18 protein-coding genes and 1 pseudogene are annotated in these 18,016 nt (G+C 57.8%); 7 read left to right on the top strand and 12 right to left on the bottom strand.

All coding sequences use genetic code 11. From position 1 onward, the window contains the following. Positions 1 to 241 precede the first annotated feature (241 nt). From BPSY_RS11535 to BPSY_RS01285, 7 genes and pseudogenes are all read right to left on the bottom strand, one after another. A pseudogene (locus BPSY_RS11535) lies at positions 242 to 756 on the bottom strand (AAA family ATPase). 29 nt (positions 757 to 785) lie between these two features. Continuing rightward, on the bottom strand, positions 786 to 1,277 hold the full coding sequence (locus BPSY_RS01310; RefSeq protein ID WP_152596800.1) for an AAA family ATPase: 492 nt from the start codon (positions 1,275 to 1,277) through the stop codon (positions 786 to 788). A 10-nt stretch (positions 1,278 to 1,287) separates the two neighbouring features. After that, positions 1,288 to 1,512 (bottom strand): hypothetical protein, encoded by a 225-nt coding sequence (locus BPSY_RS01305; protein ID WP_033495863.1) that lies wholly within the window; start codon positions 1,510 to 1,512, stop codon positions 1,288 to 1,290. Between the two features lie 106 nt (positions 1,513 to 1,618). Further along, positions 1,619 to 2,764 carry an AAA family ATPase gene (locus BPSY_RS01300; protein ID WP_033495865.1) on the bottom strand — a complete coding sequence of 382 codons (1,146 nt, stop codon included), beginning with the start codon at positions 2,762 to 2,764 and terminating at the stop codon, positions 1,619 to 1,621. Beyond that, the gene (locus BPSY_RS01295) at positions 2,754 to 3,536 is read right to left on the bottom strand and encodes a DUF6414 family protein (protein WP_051921399.1); all 783 of its coding nucleotides are present in this window, start codon (positions 3,534 to 3,536) and stop codon (positions 2,754 to 2,756) included. The genes BPSY_RS01300 and BPSY_RS01295 overlap by 11 nt, the downstream gene beginning before the upstream one ends. Before the next feature lie 5 nt (positions 3,537 to 3,541). Continuing rightward, the gene (locus BPSY_RS01290; RefSeq protein WP_033495867.1) at positions 3,542 to 4,492 is read right to left on the bottom strand and encodes a BsuBI/PstI family type II restriction endonuclease; all 951 of its coding nucleotides are present in this window, start codon (positions 4,490 to 4,492) and stop codon (positions 3,542 to 3,544) included. Then, positions 4,489 to 5,931, bottom strand: coding sequence for a methyltransferase (locus tag BPSY_RS01285; protein ID WP_238556767.1), 1,443 nt, complete (start codon positions 5,929 to 5,931; stop codon positions 4,489 to 4,491). The genes BPSY_RS01290 and BPSY_RS01285 overlap by 4 nt, the downstream gene beginning before the upstream one ends. A 665-nt stretch (positions 5,932 to 6,596) precedes the next feature. Between BPSY_RS01285 and BPSY_RS11530 the strand changes: the two genes are divergently transcribed. The 4 genes from BPSY_RS11530 to BPSY_RS01265 all read left to right on the top strand — a co-directional run bounded on the left by BPSY_RS11530 (position 6,597) and on the right by BPSY_RS01265 (position 9,054). Next, positions 6,597 to 6,788, top strand: coding sequence for an LPD28 domain-containing protein (locus BPSY_RS11530; protein ID WP_033495868.1), 192 nt, complete (start codon positions 6,597 to 6,599; stop codon positions 6,786 to 6,788). Positions 6,789 to 7,187: 399 nt separating this feature from the next. Beyond that, positions 7,188 to 7,496, top strand: coding sequence for a hypothetical protein (locus BPSY_RS01275; RefSeq protein ID WP_033495871.1), 309 nt, complete (start codon positions 7,188 to 7,190; stop codon positions 7,494 to 7,496). Positions 7,497 to 7,509: 13 nt separating this feature from the next. Then, positions 7,510 to 8,223, top strand: a complete 714-nt coding sequence (locus BPSY_RS01270; protein WP_033495873.1) for a hypothetical protein — start codon at positions 7,510 to 7,512, stop codon at positions 8,221 to 8,223. 423 nt (positions 8,224 to 8,646) lie between these two features. Then, complete coding sequence (locus BPSY_RS01265; RefSeq protein ID WP_152596801.1) at positions 8,647 to 9,054, top strand: hypothetical protein; 408 nt, start codon at positions 8,647 to 8,649, stop codon at positions 9,052 to 9,054. Positions 9,055 to 9,159: 105 nt separating this feature from the next. Here BPSY_RS01265 and BPSY_RS01260 read toward each other — a convergent pair whose 3' ends face one another. After that, complete coding sequence (locus BPSY_RS01260) at positions 9,160 to 9,468, bottom strand: hypothetical protein (RefSeq protein ID WP_034886568.1); 309 nt, start codon at positions 9,466 to 9,468, stop codon at positions 9,160 to 9,162. A 275-nt stretch (positions 9,469 to 9,743) separates the two neighbouring features. Here BPSY_RS01260 and mobC point away from each other — a divergent pair, with 275 nt between their 5' ends. The 3 genes from mobC to BPSY_RS01245 are packed head-to-tail and all read left to right on the top strand — an operon-like array spanning position 9,744 to position 12,576. Next, on the top strand, positions 9,744 to 10,196 hold the full coding sequence (gene mobC / locus BPSY_RS01255) for a plasmid mobilization relaxosome protein MobC (protein ID WP_157809758.1): 453 nt from the start codon (positions 9,744 to 9,746) through the stop codon (positions 10,194 to 10,196). After that, positions 10,193 to 11,902: a relaxase/mobilization nuclease domain-containing protein gene (locus BPSY_RS01250; RefSeq protein ID WP_051921397.1), complete on the top strand. Its 1,710-nt coding sequence runs from the start codon at positions 10,193 to 10,195 to the stop codon at positions 11,900 to 11,902. Before mobC ends, BPSY_RS01250 begins: the two co-directional genes overlap by 4 nt. Positions 11,903 to 11,928: 26 nt before the next feature. Further along, the gene (locus tag BPSY_RS01245) at positions 11,929 to 12,576 is read left to right on the top strand and encodes a hypothetical protein (protein WP_034886566.1); all 648 of its coding nucleotides are present in this window, start codon (positions 11,929 to 11,931) and stop codon (positions 12,574 to 12,576) included. Between the two features lie 158 nt (positions 12,577 to 12,734). Here the strand turns inward: BPSY_RS01245 and BPSY_RS10870 are convergent, their stop codons facing one another. The 4 genes from BPSY_RS10870 to BPSY_RS01225 are packed head-to-tail and all read right to left on the bottom strand — an operon-like array spanning position 12,735 to position 17,942. Beyond that, complete coding sequence (locus BPSY_RS10870; protein WP_051867432.1) at positions 12,735 to 13,241, bottom strand: DUF4913 domain-containing protein; 507 nt, start codon at positions 13,239 to 13,241, stop codon at positions 12,735 to 12,737. Further along, entirely contained in the window at positions 13,228 to 14,943 is a 1,716-nt protein-coding gene (locus tag BPSY_RS01235; protein WP_033495884.1) for a type IV secretory system conjugative DNA transfer family protein, read from the bottom strand. The genes BPSY_RS10870 and BPSY_RS01235 overlap by 14 nt, the downstream gene beginning before the upstream one ends. Then, positions 14,930 to 16,414: an ATPase gene (locus BPSY_RS01230; protein WP_202961753.1), complete on the bottom strand. Its 1,485-nt coding sequence runs from the start codon at positions 16,412 to 16,414 to the stop codon at positions 14,930 to 14,932. Before BPSY_RS01230 ends, BPSY_RS01235 begins: the two co-directional genes overlap by 14 nt. Before the next feature lie 10 nt (positions 16,415 to 16,424). After that, a complete protein-coding gene (locus BPSY_RS01225) occupies positions 16,425 to 17,942 on the bottom strand; it encodes an SCO6880 family protein (RefSeq protein ID WP_051921395.1) in 1,518 nt (505 codons plus the stop codon). Positions 17,943 to 18,016 lie beyond the last annotated feature (74 nt).

Here is an 18,016-nt window from a genome sequence, read left to right as displayed (position 1 = left end):
ATACCATCGAATTTTGCGAAAGTTGACATGATTTGGTGCATTGAATTCCACATAAATCCCGGTCGATCATTGTCATATGCGAAACGAAGGTCATGCCATAAAGAAGCATAAGCGGAATCTATATCTTGATCTTTGGAAGTGATTTGTTGAATGGAAGTTTTATTGGTGACTTTGCAAAGATGGAAGCCCCGATATGGGTTCTTCTTTTTAATAGAGTAGCCGAGGGTATATGGTCTGACGTTCAGATAAAAAAGGAGTTGTGCGTGAGGACGATCAATGTGTCATTGTCATTCATTTTCATGGCAGAAGCCCTGCTGGAAGGCTCATAGTATTGCCTGATTACTCCCATCATCAGGAACTGGACAGTGTCATCATTGCTGTTCATTGGGTCGTCAAGAACTACAAGCTTGGGCTTGTCCACATTTTCCCGAGTCTGTAGTTTTCCATAAAATAGAGAAATGCGATGATGTTTTTCTCTCCGGTGCTCAGATCTGTGATGGTTCGTATTTTACCGTCAGGGCCTTGAATAGAGTCATTACCTGTCCCTTGTCCGGGAGTTTTCTCGAGTATCAGTTTGAATGATGAATTGCTAAGGCTCTTCAAAAGAGTATTAATGATTTCGGCGGACTTGCTTTCGCTTTGTGTCTGTGCAAGCAAGGCAGTTTTCTCGCCTTCAAGACGGGTGACCTGTCGTTTACAGAAACCGGTTGAAGATAGATGCGTTACGTTGCTCACTTCTGTTCGAAGACTATTCAATATTTGAATTTCGGATTTGAGATCAGCTTTTAGGGTTTTTCTGCATTGCTGAAATAGTTGTCGAGCAAGGCCCAGCGTTCGGGTGTCAGTAAGCCACCGCAGAATGCACAGTGTTCATCAGGATTCCTACTATGGGTTTCCATGCCTTGACTGGCGAAGTTCCTCTTTGGCACATTATCTCCTATTTCCTTAATCGCCGCAGACTGGCTTATGGAACGCCTCATTAGTTCGTTGGTTGCCTTGGCATAACTGGAAATGTCAACCGTGGGGAATGTGGTTGTGCTTATTGGGGTAAGATCGCTGTCTTCCCTGAGAGTTTCATTCGCTTGTTTTATCTCTTCGGAATTCAATTGTTTGGCGGCAGGGATATCTCTCTTGAAATCGTTTCTGTCATAGGATGTAGGGGCTATCTGGGGATTACTAAAATCTTTGATTCGCTTTGCTGCTTTGGTGGTAACAGATTTGATATCGTTGTTGGCCGTCTTTACCATATTTTTCGATGTCTGGAGCTGCTTTTGCAAATTGTCAACTTCAGCATTTGGGGCCTATACCTGTCTGAAGGGTTTTGATCTGATTGTCCAATGCTGCAACCTGTTGTTGTATGGCAACGTTTTCGTCGCCTAATGCAAAAGCGTTCAGCGTCGGCCGGCCCGCAAGTAGCTTATCAAACCCCTGAAATATCCGAACATCATACTGATCATGAAATTCTGTCTGAATTGCATCACATATTGTGCTGTTGCCTGTGCCGTTTTCCATAGATGAAGTTGATACGATTCAAACCACTTATCTGAGTTGGTGCTTCAAACCGATCAGCATATTTTGATAGGTCTACAGCCAGAATGTTTGACATTGCTCACTCGCCTCACTTTATATTGACCGACGAACTGATGCTTTTTATCTTAAGCAGCGAAATGTATTCATTGACAAACCGTTTAATGCTTCGGGCATTGTGAAATTGACTTGCCTGGGATTTGAGTTTTTCTATTATCCTGTCTTTGCTCAGTTGCGTTGCATTTTCAGTTTGATTTTTTTCGAACCTCTCTTCGACCGCCGTTTCTATCATGCGTTTGATCACTGCCGTTGGCAGGGAGCCAAATGTTATAATCGCATCGAATCGTGAATAAATAGGAACTCCAAGTTTTTCTCTTGCATCATTGTTGGAGGCGTAGTTTGATGTGCAGATAATGATCGCCCGGCTAGTATTAACGGAGTAGTTGCGGTCTGTGAATTCGCCATCGTCAAACAGCTGGTAGAAGGCACTGTGGAAGATAGGATTGGCCTTGTCGAATTCATCAAGCAGGATGACGTTCGAGGTCCGGTCAAGCAAATCGTGTCCAAACGAGTTTTCACTGAGTCCGCCACCGAATAGGTATGAAGCAAATCGCTCATTCTGGAACATGGAGAACTGCTTTCGCATAAGTTTTCCGCCCATTATGCGACTGATCAGTTTCGCGGTTTCTGTTTTGCCCACGCCCGAAGGACCAATAAACAGTAGCACCAGAGGCTTCTCATTACCTAAGTCAAGCATGGTCTGGAAGGAAGCCAGCAAACTACTCATAGCTGCTTCTTGTCCAAGTACTGTAGTCGGAAAATCGGCCATGAGTCTGGTGATGTTCTCTTCACTGATTTTCGGATAGTCGTATGCCGAAATCTGAACATCATTAAAGGCTGACTTGATTTGTTCTCGGATATGTCTTGGTGGATTATGAAGATACAGTGACCGTGGTTCGATCTCATCAATGAATTCAGCGAAATTGAGCCGTACATGTTCGCTAATCGAAGCATAGTCATTGGATCGCGCGTAGACAATTTTGCCAGTTATTGACGAACGATCAACCTCGGGTATGTTACTGCCATCGGCGGGTTGTATTCTGAGTGTACGGTTGATTTCGTCAACCAATCTAGCGATGCGCGGCAAACTCGTGGGCTTTGAATCACCTCCAGGTAGTTGCTCGTCGAAGTAACTCCTTGGTCCATCAACTATCACAATCTGGATGTCACTTCTCATGTTCAACCCCGGCAAGAATCACATCGTAAACGGATAAACTATCGCCAGCCTTTGATGCCGTATCCGATTTGTCGTTAATCAGGTCAACAGGAGTGGTTTCACTATCGTGTGGAAGCTCATGGGTTATATCAAGTTCATCCTCCTTTGCTTTGCCGACTTTAACCGCGTAGTACACAAGATTCATTTTCGTTAAGTCTGCAAGTCCATAGCTGTTACGAAATGCTCGAATATTGAATCTGAGAATAGCCTTCTCTTGGCTTTGGATCTTCATTGCTAGAAGCTCGTAATAACCTTTTGCTGACAGAAGTGCAGCATCCAGCTTAGCGAGATCGATGCCTGTGTCCTTAGTGTTGGCAATCTGCATGTACGGTGTGAACACCTTGGCATAAGTGAAAGTGTTCAGGGGGATGGATACAGAATAATCGCGCATTTTCTCGATATTGCTGTCCTGATATGCCCGGGGCAAGTAATCAGTCAGGACCGTATTGGACAACGTTTGTCTGAGAAGACTTGAAGTGTTTCGTGAAATCTCAGCTTCTGCGGATGCGTCAGCTTGAACGCCGAAAAGAGGTATCCAACTTAGCCTGGCAGCTATCTTGGCGCCTGCGTGTGCCTGTAGCTCACTTGTTTTGTCCTTCTGACCCTCAGTCGATGTTTCTAATTTCCCGCCAGCGCTGATATCGAGATAATCAGATGCTGACTGCTCGTCAAAATACACGATTTTAATGAGTGATGCGGTTTCTCGTAGTTGTTTCTTTATCGGTTGTGTCATGGCGTTTATGCCCCGTATGGTCCCATGAATCTGCTGCCGTTGAAGTGGACCATGTGGTCGGGGGTGTCGGCGCACCAGGCTTCAGATTCCCAAGCCAGTTGAGACAGGAACCGGCGCATGACGCTACGGTCAGGGAAGCAGGATACGAGCACCGCCTGGTGGAATTGCCTAGGAAAAATGCGTTTCAGCTCTGCTTTTCTGGTCACGTCGATAGGACCGTGCGTGCTGGCTGCTTCGATGAGGAAGAGCCACTCGCGGGATGGATCCCAGATGATCACGTCAGGGGCTTTCTCCCGAGGTCCGAGTGTGATGCCGAGCGCATCCATGGTGCCACGGTCAATCACACCCATGCCATGATCGGTGTCATCGACGTACACGACGGTGCCGTTGGGTACGAATCGTGGCATGAAGTCCTCAATGATGTTTTTGATGAGCTTGTTCTGTCCGCCCGGTGAGAGACGAAGAACATGTCCTGATTGTAGCTGCACGTTAGTCTTGGGCAAATCTCGACGTTCCTCCGCAAGACTTTTGAAGAACACATGGTGCTGCACGTAATCGACCAAATGTGTTTCAAACACTGACTGAGGATACTCTCTGATGACGGCGAGAGCATCGTCACTTACGCGATAGTTCCATTTAGGCGAGTTGATCGGTCGCATCGGATCGTCCGTGTTCTCTTCCACCAGTTGTCCGATCACGAACTGGTGGAGAGTGAAACGTCGGATCGTCTCGCGCGTGTTTGGCTTGTATTTGACACCGAAGTTGTCCGCAATCCAGTCCATGATCGCTCGCGTTCCCAGCAGCGGGTTCCTTGCCTCGCTCCACGCATCACCATCCTTGAGCTGGAGCAAGGCGAGCAGCACCATGGCGGATCGTTCATTGGTCCGTTCGCTGTCGAATCCAAGTCGGACAAGCAAATCCTGCGCCCCTTGAATCAAGCTGTCCTGATCATTCACCGGTTCAACCTTTCCACTACAGTCGTGATCACGCGATCAACATCCTCATGCGAGGGCTTGTCTTCGATAGGAAGCCGCCGAGCGATATCGAGCAGGGCGTGCCTTGGAGGTATGGGCAATTCACGCAGATCGGTTGCGTTGACCTGCGTGCTGCCGGAGACCTCCCGATACCAGTTGTCCACCAGACTCGAGGACAACCACAAGGTCACGCCAGCGGCAAGCTCACGGTCAAGGGGAATCGTGTTACGTGACGTCCCCTGATGCACATAATTGAGTTTGTTATCCACCACGAACGGCACCGTGCTCGACAGCAACGATGGCATTACCCGGCGCGACTGCTCCTTGGAAGAGAACCGATTCACCAGACAGTAACTGCCCACGGGCAGCACCACATGCCTCTCGTAAGCCTTCGCATCAACCCACTGTTCACGGCGCGAACCCATCATCGGATGAGTGGCTTCAAGCGACGACGCATTATCTGACCAATACAACGGCAAAACATCCTTGACAGGTTCATTCAGCAATATATCGCGATTACGGAACCACACCAGTTTACCGGTCGACACCCATAAACCGGATTCCGCCAGCGTAGGCAGACCGGCCAACAGCGCATCCTGAACCTGGATGCGGAGAATACGGCTGGAACCCACCAACAGGTCATTCAACATGGCATCCCGATGCCCCTTGCTACGCAAATCATCAAGAGGAGCAATCCCGTTATATACCGAGACTATAGGGCACTGTCTGCGCTTCGATACCTTCAGCAGCATGATCTCCTGAAGAACGCTGGAATCCTTGAAATGATCCTGACGCGAACCATACACCGCAATCACATCAATCGAACAGACACTGAACAGCCACTGGCGAAACGGGGCGAAATACTCCCCATTCATCCACGAACGAGGAATAATCGCCACGCACTCGCCGCCAGGACGCAACGCGCACACCGCCCGCACCAGAAACGCCGTATACAGGTTGGACACTGACACATAACCCGATTCCGTAGCCAGACTGATCGGCGTTATCTTCTTATACGGCGGATTAAGAATTACCCGATCAAAAACCGGATCAAGCAACACCGACAACGCATTATCACAAACCACCTGATGTGTGACACCGACATGCTCGAAGGTCAGATGGGCAAGAGCAGCCAACTGGCCGTCAATCTCCACAGCGGTCAGCGAACTGCCTTGAGCTGAGAACGCAGCAGTCTCAGCCCCGAGAATACCCGTACCGGCACCAAGATCTAAAATCCGCACAGGATTCACAGCAGGCGTGAACAAACTCACCGCCTGACGCGCCACACTCTCAGGTGTCAGATACTGCTCAAACTCAGCCTTCCGAGCAGGAGGCAAGGATGCCAAGGCAGTATCACGAATCTCCGCCACTAAACCCATACAACCAATATACTGCACCTTCAACTGCAAAACAGCATTCATGAGAATCGTCATACCGATGAGAAAGGCTATGCCACTGCTTTAACACCCAAGGGGAAGATGATGACTTGTTTGCTTCGTTCGAGTGATTTCGTGTAATGGGTTTCGAGAGATATGGCATATTTCTGACGATTCCTCTCTGAATGGTTCAGCCGAAAGTGCCACGCAAGGTTTTCCTTCTTGATATGGTAAGTCAGCCTCTCCGGCCGGATACGTATCCTATCTCTACGTTTCCTGGCCTAATGAGGGTCATCATGCAACGTGGAACAATTGAGAACCACAACGAAAAACCATTGGAAATACTAGAGAAACTCAAAGAAAAGAGTTTTCGGCGTATCGCCAGAAACGCTGCGAGTGGAACCGACAATGTTTCGCATAAACGAGACCCCAGTCGAAGTGATCGGCTCCAAAGCCAGCGAACCCGGTGACTAAAATACGGAGGACGGGATCATTGGCGACTACTACGACATGTTCCAGTGCGAGCGGGACAGCGTTGTGGCAGATCACCGTAAGGAAGAGAACAGCACGAGGTGATCTACCAGAGGATGAGTTACCAAGATGAAGGATCCGTCGGGAAACGTCTGGAAAGGGGAGCGGAAACCTGATGTCTGGCCTGAACGGAGTGGAGAACCTGTATTCGATGCGCCTTGAAATCGAGGTGCGGGAAGTTGGGAGAGCCGGCCACCATTGAACGGCATGTGCTGGTGAACCATCTGATGGACATTCTCACCACGGAAAATCTGGACAGCCTCATCGAAAAACACGATGGCTACCTGAACATCAGCGACTACGACTACGACGATTCACATTGCGTATCATTCCCCAAATCGATTCTTTCGCCACGATACTTCCACGACTGAGCGTCACGCCCGCCGCACAACAACGGCGGGCATACCCCACCGTCGCCATCGCGCGATGCAGGGGGAATGGAGCAGCCCACGGCTGTGATGACCATCGAAAGGAGCGTCCGCCAAACGCGGATGCAAACACATGAAGGCGGCCGAAAGCGTGGCCGTGGCCTCGATGCCTCAGAGAAGAGGCGAGGCATCGAGCAGGAGACGGAGCAGCCTTACGGCTGTGCTTTTCTGTTTTCTTTTTGGCCGGTCGGCTATCGCCTTGGATCATATCGAAGTCGCGGAACCCGTCAACGCGACGCACGCGAGCAAGCTCGGAGCGTCGCTTATGACGGAACCCGCTTTGTTCGATAACGCTTCGCTTGACCAACCGGCCAAAAAGAAAAAACAAGGGGGGTAGAACTCATGAGCCGCACACTAAGAATCAGCATCGAGCAGCCATCAGAGAGCAACCATACATGGAACAAATGCGACACCTATGTGCATAGCGAGGGCATCGGCAACGATGACGCAGACCAAATTATCTCATGGATGAACACGATTGCGCCCGACGTGTGGCATCTGGAAAACGACTGCGGCGACGAGTGGGAAATCAGCACGGAACAATACGAACGACTGCAATCAGAGCATGAGAAATGCAGTCCATCACGGTTCACCCTTCCCGACTTGCCACAGACTTTCACCACCGATTACGTCACCGTCAGCATCAACTAGGGAGCAGCACATCATGACTACCATCATCAAAGCGAACAGTTTGGAACAGGCGAAGAGCAGACTCGAACGGGTCAGAAGCGAACGGGAATCGACCGAACAGGCGGCACGCGACGAGGCGCATGCGATTCCGTTCGGCCAGCCGAACATCGAGGGACGCGGCAACATCTACAAGCATGTGCAGCGGCAGTGGGACAGGACGCGCCGCCTTGCTGACGAGGAAGAGCGTGCAGCCGATCGCGTGGACATGCTCGAAATGGTCGAGAGCTTCAAGGAAGACAACGAACAGTTGCAGGATGTGCGCGTAGTGGGACGCACAGGCTGGGCAAGCGTGGGAGCCGCTACGAGCGTCAACAACCTTGACTATTTCAAAGGCGAGCTAGCCCAGATGATAGCCGACAACGAGGCAGCGAAAGCATGGAACAAGAACCACAGGGATGCGAAACGCTGCACGTTCGGCAGCAAGATAACCGCCCTGAGAAAAAAAGTCGCCTACCTCGAAGCAGTGAAAAGCAAGGCCGACAGCACGCCCGTCAGCGAGCACAGCCAGCAGCTCATCGACAGTGGCCAAGTCAGCCAGTGGAAGAAGAAACCAATCTACTATTTCGTGAACGGGCTGCGCAAAGTCGCGTTGACCCTTGACGATAACGGCGACTTCCAGGAATCGAAACGCTACCCAGCCTACGAGGACAGCGACCGTAAGACCGTGCAAAAACTCCTGGCACACTGAACCAGCCGGGCACTCCACAGTCAGCGTGGAGTGCCCAAGGCTCGCGTCCCGTGCGTTTCTCGCGCGCCACAGACAACGTGGCACACTCCAAACCGCTCTCGCCTACCGGCGGCAGATGGAGCGGGTTTCACCCGCGCATCGATGAGAGGAACGACCGCCGATAGGGCGGTCGCATTAGTGTCCTCATGATCGTGGCTGCGCTTCGCTGCGCGCCTTTTTCGTCCTTTCTTGACTCGGTTCCACTGTAGCGCCGGTGCTGCCTCATGCAACCCGGATGCGTCGGTAAATGCAGCCGCCGCACACGGGCCTTCGGGCCTGCACGCCACTCCGGTCACACGCCACAGGCGCGTTCTCTCGCGCCGCTCAGGCTTGCATTCGTGCGCTCCACCGCGTCGCGGAAATCGTTCAAGAAGTTCCAAAAAAATGATTGGAACCGCACAAGGGAAAGAAGCAACAATGCAATTCCTCAACGACAGTCAAGGACATGAACTGACCGGCACCAACGGCTTCGATGAACCGATAACCTACACGGTCTGCCGATTCCAGGCCGACAGATCACTGGCACTGATGACGGTGTGCAGAGACGAGAAGGGCAACATGGGAGCCGACCCGGTAAGCGTCAACCTCATGGCCTACGGCTACATTCCCATGCGCGGGCACACGTACATCAACGAAGAATACCTTGAACTCGTTCAACCCCTCATCGACGCCGAACAAGCAAGAATATGCGGCCACATTCATTACGGCCCCTACAATGCCTCGGCATTGGACATGGAAATACTCATCGACAACATCGAGGAAATCGCAGACCAAAACAGTCAAGAAGAATAGAAGCACAAGCCAATACCAGCATGAGAACAGTGCAGGCAACCACCCGTACTGAATAAGTAATGCCCCGCATTTGCGGGGCATTACTGTTTGCCAATGAGGGGCAAGTCACTCATCACGATTCTCGGAGAAGGGAGTTCTCTGGGTCGAAGGTTGCGAGTGAACCGCATCGTTATCCTTGATTCTTGATGTGGATTTGATAAGTCGCTGTACGTTTTTCGGCACGTTCGCGGACTCGAATATCTGTGATTCGCTGAGGTTCGGATTCGATCTGAGCCGTTCAAGGAGCTGGTGTGCCTCTTCTGCGCGTTGCTTGATCTCGCCGGTGATTTTGCGGAACTGGTCGAGGTTCTTCTTTGCCTCGTTCAGTTCGTTGTGCAGTTCCTTGATGGTTTCTTCCGCTGTTCTCGATGTCATCTCGGGCATGCTCCTTGTGGTGGGGATACTGCGTTGCGGTGGTGGCGGTCTACCGATCCGATTCATGCGGCTGTCGGTGGTGCTTTGAGTATCACTCTAGCCTATTATGACAATAATGGGCATTGTTATGATACTATTGGTCAGTAGCAAGCTAAGGTGAATGTGTACACATTCACGCTTGATCGCACCGTGGTGCGTGGCGATGGGATCCTGTCGGATCATCCACGGGCTTGCCTGTGGTCGCTGCGCTGGCTGTTGAGGGGATGGTGATTGGCATGGGTGATGAACTGGAGGACGATCTTGCCGAGGCCATCAGCGGTGCTGGTGGCGACGGGACCCAAGAACGTGGGCTGGACTTCCACATCCGGTTGAACGAGGTCGAGAAGATCCGTCTCGTCGAGCATGCCGCGGCCTGGGCTTTGAGATCCGGCCTGTCAGGTGGTTCGCAGCGGTTGAATCTTTCCGGGTATGCGCGTGAAACGTTGTTGGCTCCCCGTGTCGAGGATCAGGCGGTGACCAAGGGCGAGTTGGTCGACTTTCGGGAAAAGGCGACAAGGCTTGCCACTCAGATCGCGAAGGTGGGCACGAACATCAACCAGATCGCCCGGGTGGCGAACAGTCAGGGCGTCGTGCTTGACAGGCAGGTGCTCCGTCTGGTCGAGCAGATGCGCCCCTTGCTGCGTGACTCCCAGAGGCTGATCGACTTGATGATCGGGAAGTGCCTATGATTCCGAACATCACGCGCGGCAGTCGCATGCAGGGACTGGTCCGGTATCTGGCCGGCAGTGGCCGGCATAACGAGCATGTGGATCAGCATGTCGTTGCCGGCGACGATTGGAGTGAGCTGTCGTTCACCGGTGTCGAACTGGACGCGTCCGCAGTGAGCGAGCTTGGCTCGTATCTGGATAATGCGTCACGCCGGTTCGGTGAGCGGATGCGTGGCGGGAACGTGTGGCATTGCTCTCTGGCTATCAGCCGGGAGGATGGCGTGCTGTCCGATACGGAATGGCAGGCCATCGCCCACGAGTTCGTGGAGCGTATGGGATTCGGTGACGAGGACGGCACTAAGGCGCCATGCCGGTGGGTTGCGATACGACATGGACTGTCGGGTGAGAAGGGTGACGGTAACGACCACATCCACATCGCGGTGAACCAGATACGCACGGACGGCACCAAGGCTTGGGTGTGGCATGACTACGAGAAAGCGCAGCGGGTGTGCCGCCAGTTGGAGAGGGATCATGGTCTGGAGGAGCTGGGCAACGACAAGACCAGATGCGCCACCCGTGGATGGCAGCGCGGGGAGCGTGAGGCACAGGCGAGGCACCGGGCCCGGGCGAAGCTTGAATCCGAGTCACCCGAGATCTCATGGGGTTCGCTACCGGTGCAGGAACGGCGTCGGCTGATTGCCGAACAGATGAGAGCCGATCAGCCACGCCATGATCTCGCCAGCCGCATCAGAGCGGCCGCCGAGACATCCCGGGACGAAGCGTCGTTCATTCGACGTCTGCGCGGGCAAGGTGTTCTGATCCGTCCGCGATTCGCGGAGGGGACACATGATGTGGTCACCGGCTATTCGGTTGCGGAGAAGCCGATATATGGTGAGACGCCGGCCTGGTACGGGGGAGGAACCCTCGCCCGTGATCTGCGGCTGCCACGTCTTCGAGAGGTTTGGGGGGATGCCACGCTCCAAGCTTCGCAGGAGGCCACAGACGAGTGGGTGGCCGCCTTCAAGGGACGGCGTGTGGCGCACCCGCAGGCAGGCGAGGTACCACCGACCCCGCAGCGTGTGGCCGATGACATCGCGCGGATGAATCGCGCGTTGAGCAGCATCGACCCGAACGACCGTGATACCTGGTCGCAGGTGGCCAGGAGCACGGCGGGCGCGTTCGCTTCATGGTCGAGGGCGGTGGAACCGACGCCCGGACCTATCGCGGAGGCCGCTCGGCAGATCTCCAGGAGCGCGCAGACGTACCGGCCGCCGCGACAGCGAAGCCATGTGCCCAAGACAGTGATGATGCATGCGGCCCTGGCGTTGTCCACATTGCAATCGAACGGCAACCCCGTCATGGCGCAGGCCATCATGTACCGGCAGTTGTTCTCCACGGTCCTGGCGATCCAACAGGCCATGCGAGCCAGGGGCGACGCCTATCATGCGCGCGTCACCAAGGACGCCCTGCTCGGCGAATTGAGTGTCATAGCGAACGGCTTGCCCAGCCCAGGACAGACGTCCCAGCCCCAGGCACGGCAGCAGGTCGAACCACATGCGCCCTCTACCGGTACCGGCAAGGGCACGCTCACCGAGGAGCAGTTGCAGGATCTCGTGCGCATCACGCACCCGGAGACCTCGATGGCGGCCGGCGCGCTTAGCGGCATCAGGACCAGCCCACGGTCTCAGCAGCCCGGAATAGGCCGGGAACAGTCACACGGACGCTGAGACACAGCATAGGAAAGGACACGATCATGGACATGATGGAGAACGGCGCATCGGATGCGGAGATCGTCCAGGGGTCCACGGCTCCGGTTCGAGGGGGAGCCACGCTGGCCGGCACAGCACTGGAGGCCATGAACGCCATGCGGCGTCAACATGACGAGCAGGCCGCCGACAGCGACGGCAGGGACAGTCGGGAGATCGCTCAGAGGATCGAGGCGCTGCGCGTTTCAAGCCTAAGCGAGGTCGGGGCCGCGACGCCCGAAGGGTGGATCGACCAGGCATCACCGGAACGGATCGCGGACCTGGTGCAGATCACCGACACCTGGAAGGGCCGGGACGAACGGATGGAGGCGGCACGCCAGAGGATCGAGCAGGATGTGCTCGAACGCTACGGGGTGAGGATCGCGGATCATCCCGACAGGGCGTCGATCATCGACGCGATCAGCAAAAGCGACTCACTCAACGTGACGGCGGCCCTCCGTGACGGTCAGGCGGAGCAGCGGCGTGACGAGGCCGGGCAGAGCATGGCGCGCGTGGACGAGCTGGAATCGACGCTTGACACCGAACAATCCGACAAGCCTGGCGACGCGGTGCTGCGCGAACGTGACGAGAACGAGCTGGGCAGGTCCAGGACGATGCAGGCATGGTCTTCGACAGGCCGACCGGATCCAGGGTGAGGCCGACCGGATGCGCGCCGAGGGTGTTGGCGAGGATGAGATACAGGGGCGGATGCTGGTCGAGGTGTCGCACGGCCAGTCCGCCAGCCAGGCGCCGGTGGCCGGCAGGAACGCCGCCGCGAGGAAGGGAGGCAAGACGGCGTCCAAAGCCCGGGGTGTCAGGAAAGGGCGCGGGAACGTGCGTCAACAGGGTCTGTCCCGGTGAGTTTGGTTGGTGGCATCCTCCCGTCGGCGCGTTCGTCCCTGAACATGCCTTCGGGTGCTGGCGCGCAGGCCAGGGGTTCCTTCCCGTTGCTGCGGTCGCGGTCCTCGTCCCAGGTCGCTTTGAAGGGGCCGTCCTCGCTGAGGAGGATGCTCATGGTCGGGTCGCAGAAGTCCCGCCACCAGAAGGCCATGCCGATGGGGTCCTGCCGGTAGTATTCCCAGGTGCGCCAGAGTTCCGTGAGCCGTGATTCGGCTTCCTGGCTGTTCCACCAGGTGGCGTTCCAGTACGCGGATTTGCCGTTCACGTTGCGCCGGTACATGAACCGGAGCCATTGGGAGACGAATTCGTACACGTTGGCGTACACGAGCCGCGCCTCTGGCGCTTCGGGCGTCTCCTCCTGGGGTTCTGGCCCTTCGAACGCCGCGTCGAGCAGGTTGGCCGTCTCCTCACCCAAGCCCATGCTGGCGCTCCTTCTCCTGCTGTTCGATGACTTCCTTGGCGTCGGGCCTGTCCATCCAGGGTATGGTCCTCATGAGGACGGGACGGTTGCCCGATGACATGAGCAGTGCGCGGCCCCTGGGCAGGGCGGCGAGGTCGTCGATGTCGAGGATGTGGTCGCGGGTGATGCTCATGGTCGAGCTGCCCTCGCCACGGCTGTAGCCGACCTGTCGGGACACGTACTCGTATTCGCCGAGCAGGCCGCTCATGGATCTGAGGAACGGTTCCTCCTTGACACCGCCGATGTAGACGGCCATGTTGGCCGCGCTGTACATCTTCTCCATGCCCTTGTCCCCCCATGCCTGCTCGCCTTGGGACCAGGATTGCAGGAAGGTGAGGATGATGATGCCACGGCTGCCGTAGTGCGAGTACAGGTCGGGCAGTTCGCGCCACCGGCAGATGTTGGCCGCCTCGTCGAGGACCATGACCAGGGGGACGTGCAGCCGGCCGCCCTCGCGCCGTGCGCGTTCCTCGCCGGCCTCGGCGACGGCGGCCGTGATCGCGAGGGTGAGCGCACCGGCCGTGCCCACGCCCTCGCGGCTCATGAGGCACAGGGTGTCGTTCGATCCGACGAAGCGGTGCACGTCCAGGCAGGGCAGTCCCTCGCCGGTGTCGGTCACCCAGGCGGTGATCGTGGGGCTGGTGAGCACGCGGCACAGGTTCTGCGCGGAACCGTAGACGCCCTGTTTCTGCTTGTCGGGGTATTCGATGACCGCTTCCAGGCTGTCGGCGAGCAGCGGATAGCCGCCCTGGCGCAGGATGTCGACGGGACTGGTGTCGTTGGTGTTGGTCAGCCAATGCCATACCTGGGTGATCGGCTGGTCGGAGAGCGCGCAGGCGAGCAGCAGGTAGGAGAGCAGGCTTTCGGCCGCCGTGTCGAAGAACGCGTCCTTTTTCGCGTTGGGGTCGGTGGTGGCGGCCGCGAAGTATCCGGCCATCTGCAAGGCCTTCGTGTCGTCGGTGACGTAGCTGAGGGGATCCCACCACCAGGTGCGCGCCTCGTCGCTGATATGCTGCGGGTCGAACGCCCATACCGTGCCCTTCGCGGATCGTGGCGCGCGGATCGCCTGGATCACGTCGGGTTTGTTCGACGTGGCGACCACCGCGCCGGGGGCGTCGAGTATGGAGGGGATCACCAGGCAGGTGGTCTTGCCGGTCCTGGGGCCGGCGACCGTGAGCAGCGTGTCCTCCCAGGTCATGTACAGGGTCTTGCCGGAGGGGATGTGCCGGCCGAGCGTCAGGCCCACCGCATCACTGGTCACGCCGAGGCGCTTGGCGACCCGGGCGACCTGTTTCCTGGTGAGGCTGGCGATGTCCCTGCCACGGCCGAGATACCTGGCCTTGTCGTCGATGCGGGTACGGCCGCCCGTGTGTGCTGCCCGGATCATCAGGAACAGGGCGATCAGGGCGGTGTACACCGCGATCTGCACGGCGACCATGATCCATCCGGCGACGCCCGGCCAGGCGATGGTCCCGTGGAACAGGCCCGACAGGAGCGTGCCCATGCCCACGTGCGGCATGTGGCGGTCTTGTATCAGCATGCCCAGATGCCATGCCACCCAGATGGTCCAGGCGGCGGCCGCCGCGACGGCGAGGCCGCCCACTATGAGGATGGTGGTGTCGCTGTACGCCTGTGGCTGCGATCTGCGGTTATTCGATGCCATGTTCCGCCTCCTGGCCGTTCGTTCGCCGTGGCGCGTGCCACAGCAGGTTGGTGTCGTTCGGGTCGAGTTCCTGGCCGGTGAGCTTCAGGTGGAAGGGGATGCCGGGACGTCCGCCGACCTTGACGAGGAACTTGCCACGCCCGGGAGGGTCGGACTCGACGCCTGAGCGTTCGTCCCAGGCGCCCGGGTCGCTCCATGATTTCAGGAGGTCCATCTCCACGCGGGACACGCTGATCGCCTGGTTCAGCAAGGGCAGCTCACCTTCGGGAAGGCCGCCGCACAGCACCATGCCGGAGCGTTCCACGAAGCCCTTGGCCTTCATCCGGTCCTGTGGTTCGGCCAGGGATTCGAGGTCGCTCATGGTGTGGGTGATCAGGGCCTGGCCGACGCCGAAGGTGCGGTTGAGCCTGGTTACCTGGTCCACGCGGTCCACCATGCCCGACCCGGAGCGCAGCGCGCTCCACAGCTCGTCGAGTACCAGGAAGTAGTGGCGCAGCGGGGCCACGCCCTGCCTGGCGAGGTAGTGGTTCGCGTCCACGGCCGCGAAACCGGCGTCCCAGCAGGCCATGAGCGCGGCCGCGCGCAGGTTCTGGTCCACCTCGTTGATGGCGTGGATGTCGAACACCACGGGTCGTGTCGGGTCGATCTGCACGCTGGTGTGGTTGGAGAACATGTCGCCCATGTCGCCGCTGCCGGACAGGTCGATGAGCGAGGATTCCAGGTTCTCGGTGATGTCCCGGTAGCGGGCGTCGTCGCCACGGTCCAACGCCACGGCTCGCACCTCCTGGGGGGCTTCGCGGATGATGCCGAGCAGGTCGCTCATGAGCGGCGACCGGGTGGCGAACCGGTCGTCCAGCACGCGCAGCGCACGGTCCATGATGGTGCCCTCGCGCTGGGTGGGGCTGGTGCCACGGCTGATGGTGATCAGGGCGCGCAGCATGTTGCGCCGTCGCGTGTGGATCGCGTTGTGCAGCTCCTCGCGCAGCTTGCCGGTCAGACTGTCCAGCGCGTGCAGCGCCCCGCCGGGGTCGAGCACGTTGATGGAGCCGATGCCGGGTCCCAGGGTGATGACCTGGCCGCCGAGCGCCTTGATGATGGGCACGTGCTCGCCCTTGACGTCGCCCAGGAACATGGTGATGACGCCCTGGTGGGCGTAGCCCACGGCCCAGCGGCGGATCACGGTAGATTTGCCCAGGCCCGGCTTGCCCAACACGAACGCCGAGGGGTTGGAGATCAGATGGGCGCGCATGAACCAGTTGATCGGGTCGCAGCACAGCGTCGAGCCGGTGAACAGCTGCTGTCCCATCGGCACGCCGATCATGGGCGTGCCCGCCCCGACGGAGAAGGGCCACAGGCCGCATGACTGCGCGGTGCTGGCCCTCCACTCGTTGGGGGCCTGCACCACCGTGCTCCATCCTCCGGCCGGCCCCTTGAATCCCTTGAACCGTGCGGGTGCGTGCATGTCTGCCATGATGCCCTCCTTAGAGCATGTCCGAATATTTGGCCGGTACCGCCTGGTACTGCCTGAGCGACAGGCCCAGGGGCAGGGCGGCGGCGAACGCGGAGTCCTGTGAGCCGTACACCGGTCGCAGTCGCAGCCTGGCCGTGGCCCCCAGGTTCTCGATAGACGAGGCCACGTCGGCGCGGTCCTCGCCCTGGGCGTGACCGTTCAGGGTGACGGTGACCAGGCATGAGAAGTTCTCCAGGCCGGCCCCGCTGGATTCCTCCTCGGCGGTCTGGTTGACGGCCCTGGCGCGACGCCGGTCGCGCGCCTTCGCCTTCTTGGCGCTGTTGATCGCGTAGTCGGCCTGGTTGACGTCACGGTCCACGATGTCCGGCTTCCTCTCCGCCGGGATTGGTCGGAATATCCAGGTGACGCGTTTGCGCATGAGGTCCTGCTGTGCTGTCAGGAGCCGTTTGAGGATGGTGGCCTGGACCACGCCCTTGGGGGTCATGGTCATTTCCCAGGTCTCGGAGACTCCGCTGTCGTGCCGGTAGGAGTCCCAGGACGCCTGGGTGGCCATCGGTCCGCAGTTTCTCCAGGCGAGATCCACGTCGATGCCCTGCATGTCGGCGAGGTCGAACTGCTGGGCCTGTTCGGGATCGTAGGCGATGCGCACGTATCGGCACAGTTCCGCCGGTCCCATCGGTGTGCACGCCCCCGCTCCGGTCGCCTGGAGCTTGTGGATCAGGTAGGGCAGTCGCGAGGAGAGCTCCGTGAGCATGACGTCCCTGCCGCGCCGGCGTCCGCCGGCCCTGCGGTCGGAATAGGTGTACGCCACGTATGCGTTCGCCTGGCTGGATCCCTGCGGGTAGGTGTCCACGATGCTGGTCATGACCGACGCCGCGAAATCGGGTTCGTTCACGTCCGCTTGGCCGGTGACCTCCTGGCGCAGTTGCAGGGGGTTCGCCGGGGAGGTCTCCACGGTGACCGTGTACTGCAACAGGCCCTGCTCGTCGGCCATGTCGGCCTTGCTTTGCGCCCATTCGGCCACCCACCGGTCCATCTGCCCGGGATCGACGAGATCCTCGCCGTTCGGCGAGGTGCGGATCACCAGCGTGTAGGTGTGCTGCCTGGGGCAGTGGATCACGCCGAAATCGCCGTTGGCCGACGTGGCGTGCAGCAGTTGGGTCCTGGCCAGCAGGCCGGGAAGGATCATGGACCCTTCGGGTCCGTATCCGAGTATTCCGCCTCTGAACATGTGCTCTCTTTTCCATGTGGCCATCCACCAGCCGCATTTGACGATGACCTTCGTGGCGATGCTCTTGCCGTGCACGTCCTTCCTGCTGATCAGATACGCGAACACGCATGTCAGCAGGAATATCGTGATCGCCGGCACATACAGGTTGAGCATCATGAACGGCAGGGCGAGGAAGATGCCGGCGAACACCAGGGCGCTGCCGAGCAGGCCGAGTCCGGGGATGATGCCCGGCGTCCTGGGTTCGATCCAGTTGCCGTAGGTGCGTGGCTTGTGGATGGGATTGTCGTGTGCGCTCATGCCTGGTCACCTCCCGTGGTCCTGTCGGGCACGCTGGCGGCACCGGACGCCTGGGGTGCGGCCGCCGGGGCGGC

The organism is Bifidobacterium psychraerophilum (assembly GCF_000741705.1).
In the GTDB taxonomy this organism is placed as follows: Bacteria; Actinomycetota; Actinomycetes; order Actinomycetales; family Bifidobacteriaceae; genus Bombiscardovia; species Bombiscardovia psychraerophila.
Note: the sequence above shows the minus strand (reverse complement) of the source record. Positions and strands in the feature narration are given on the sequence as shown.

Coding starts and splice junctions, on each gene's coding strand:
- BPSY_RS01305 (WP_033495863.1), bottom strand. CDS start 1,512: ATGGAAAACGGCACAGGCAACAGCACAATATGTGATGCAATTCAGACA.
- BPSY_RS01300 (WP_033495865.1), bottom strand. CDS start 2,764: ATGAGAAGTGACATCCAGATTGTGATAGTTGATGGACCAAGGAGTTAC.
- BPSY_RS01295 (WP_051921399.1), bottom strand. CDS start 3,536: ATGACACAACCGATAAAGAAACAACTACGAGAAACCGCATCACTCATT.
- BPSY_RS01285 (WP_238556767.1), bottom strand. CDS start 5,931: ATGAATGCTGTTTTGCAGTTGAAGGTGCAGTATATTGGTTGTATGGGT.
- BPSY_RS01275 (WP_033495871.1), top strand. CDS start 7,188: ATGAGCCGCACACTAAGAATCAGCATCGAGCAGCCATCAGAGAGCAAC.
- BPSY_RS01270 (WP_033495873.1), top strand. CDS start 7,510: ATGACTACCATCATCAAAGCGAACAGTTTGGAACAGGCGAAGAGCAGA.
- BPSY_RS01265 (WP_152596801.1), top strand. CDS start 8,647: ATGATTGGAACCGCACAAGGGAAAGAAGCAACAATGCAATTCCTCAAC.
- BPSY_RS01260 (WP_034886568.1), bottom strand. CDS start 9,468: ATGACATCGAGAACAGCGGAAGAAACCATCAAGGAACTGCACAACGAA.
- mobC (WP_157809758.1), top strand. CDS start 9,744: ATGGGTGATGAACTGGAGGACGATCTTGCCGAGGCCATCAGCGGTGCT.
- BPSY_RS01250 (WP_051921397.1), top strand. CDS start 10,193: ATGATTCCGAACATCACGCGCGGCAGTCGCATGCAGGGACTGGTCCGG.
- BPSY_RS01245 (WP_034886566.1), top strand. CDS start 11,929: ATGGACATGATGGAGAACGGCGCATCGGATGCGGAGATCGTCCAGGGG.
- BPSY_RS10870 (WP_051867432.1), bottom strand. CDS start 13,241: ATGGGCTTGGGTGAGGAGACGGCCAACCTGCTCGACGCGGCGTTCGAA.
- BPSY_RS01235 (WP_033495884.1), bottom strand. CDS start 14,943: ATGGCATCGAATAACCGCAGATCGCAGCCACAGGCGTACAGCGACACC.
- BPSY_RS01230 (WP_202961753.1), bottom strand. CDS start 16,414: ATGGCAGACATGCACGCACCCGCACGGTTCAAGGGATTCAAGGGGCCG.
- BPSY_RS01225 (WP_051921395.1), bottom strand. CDS start 17,942: ATGAGCGCACACGACAATCCCATCCACAAGCCACGCACCTACGGCAAC.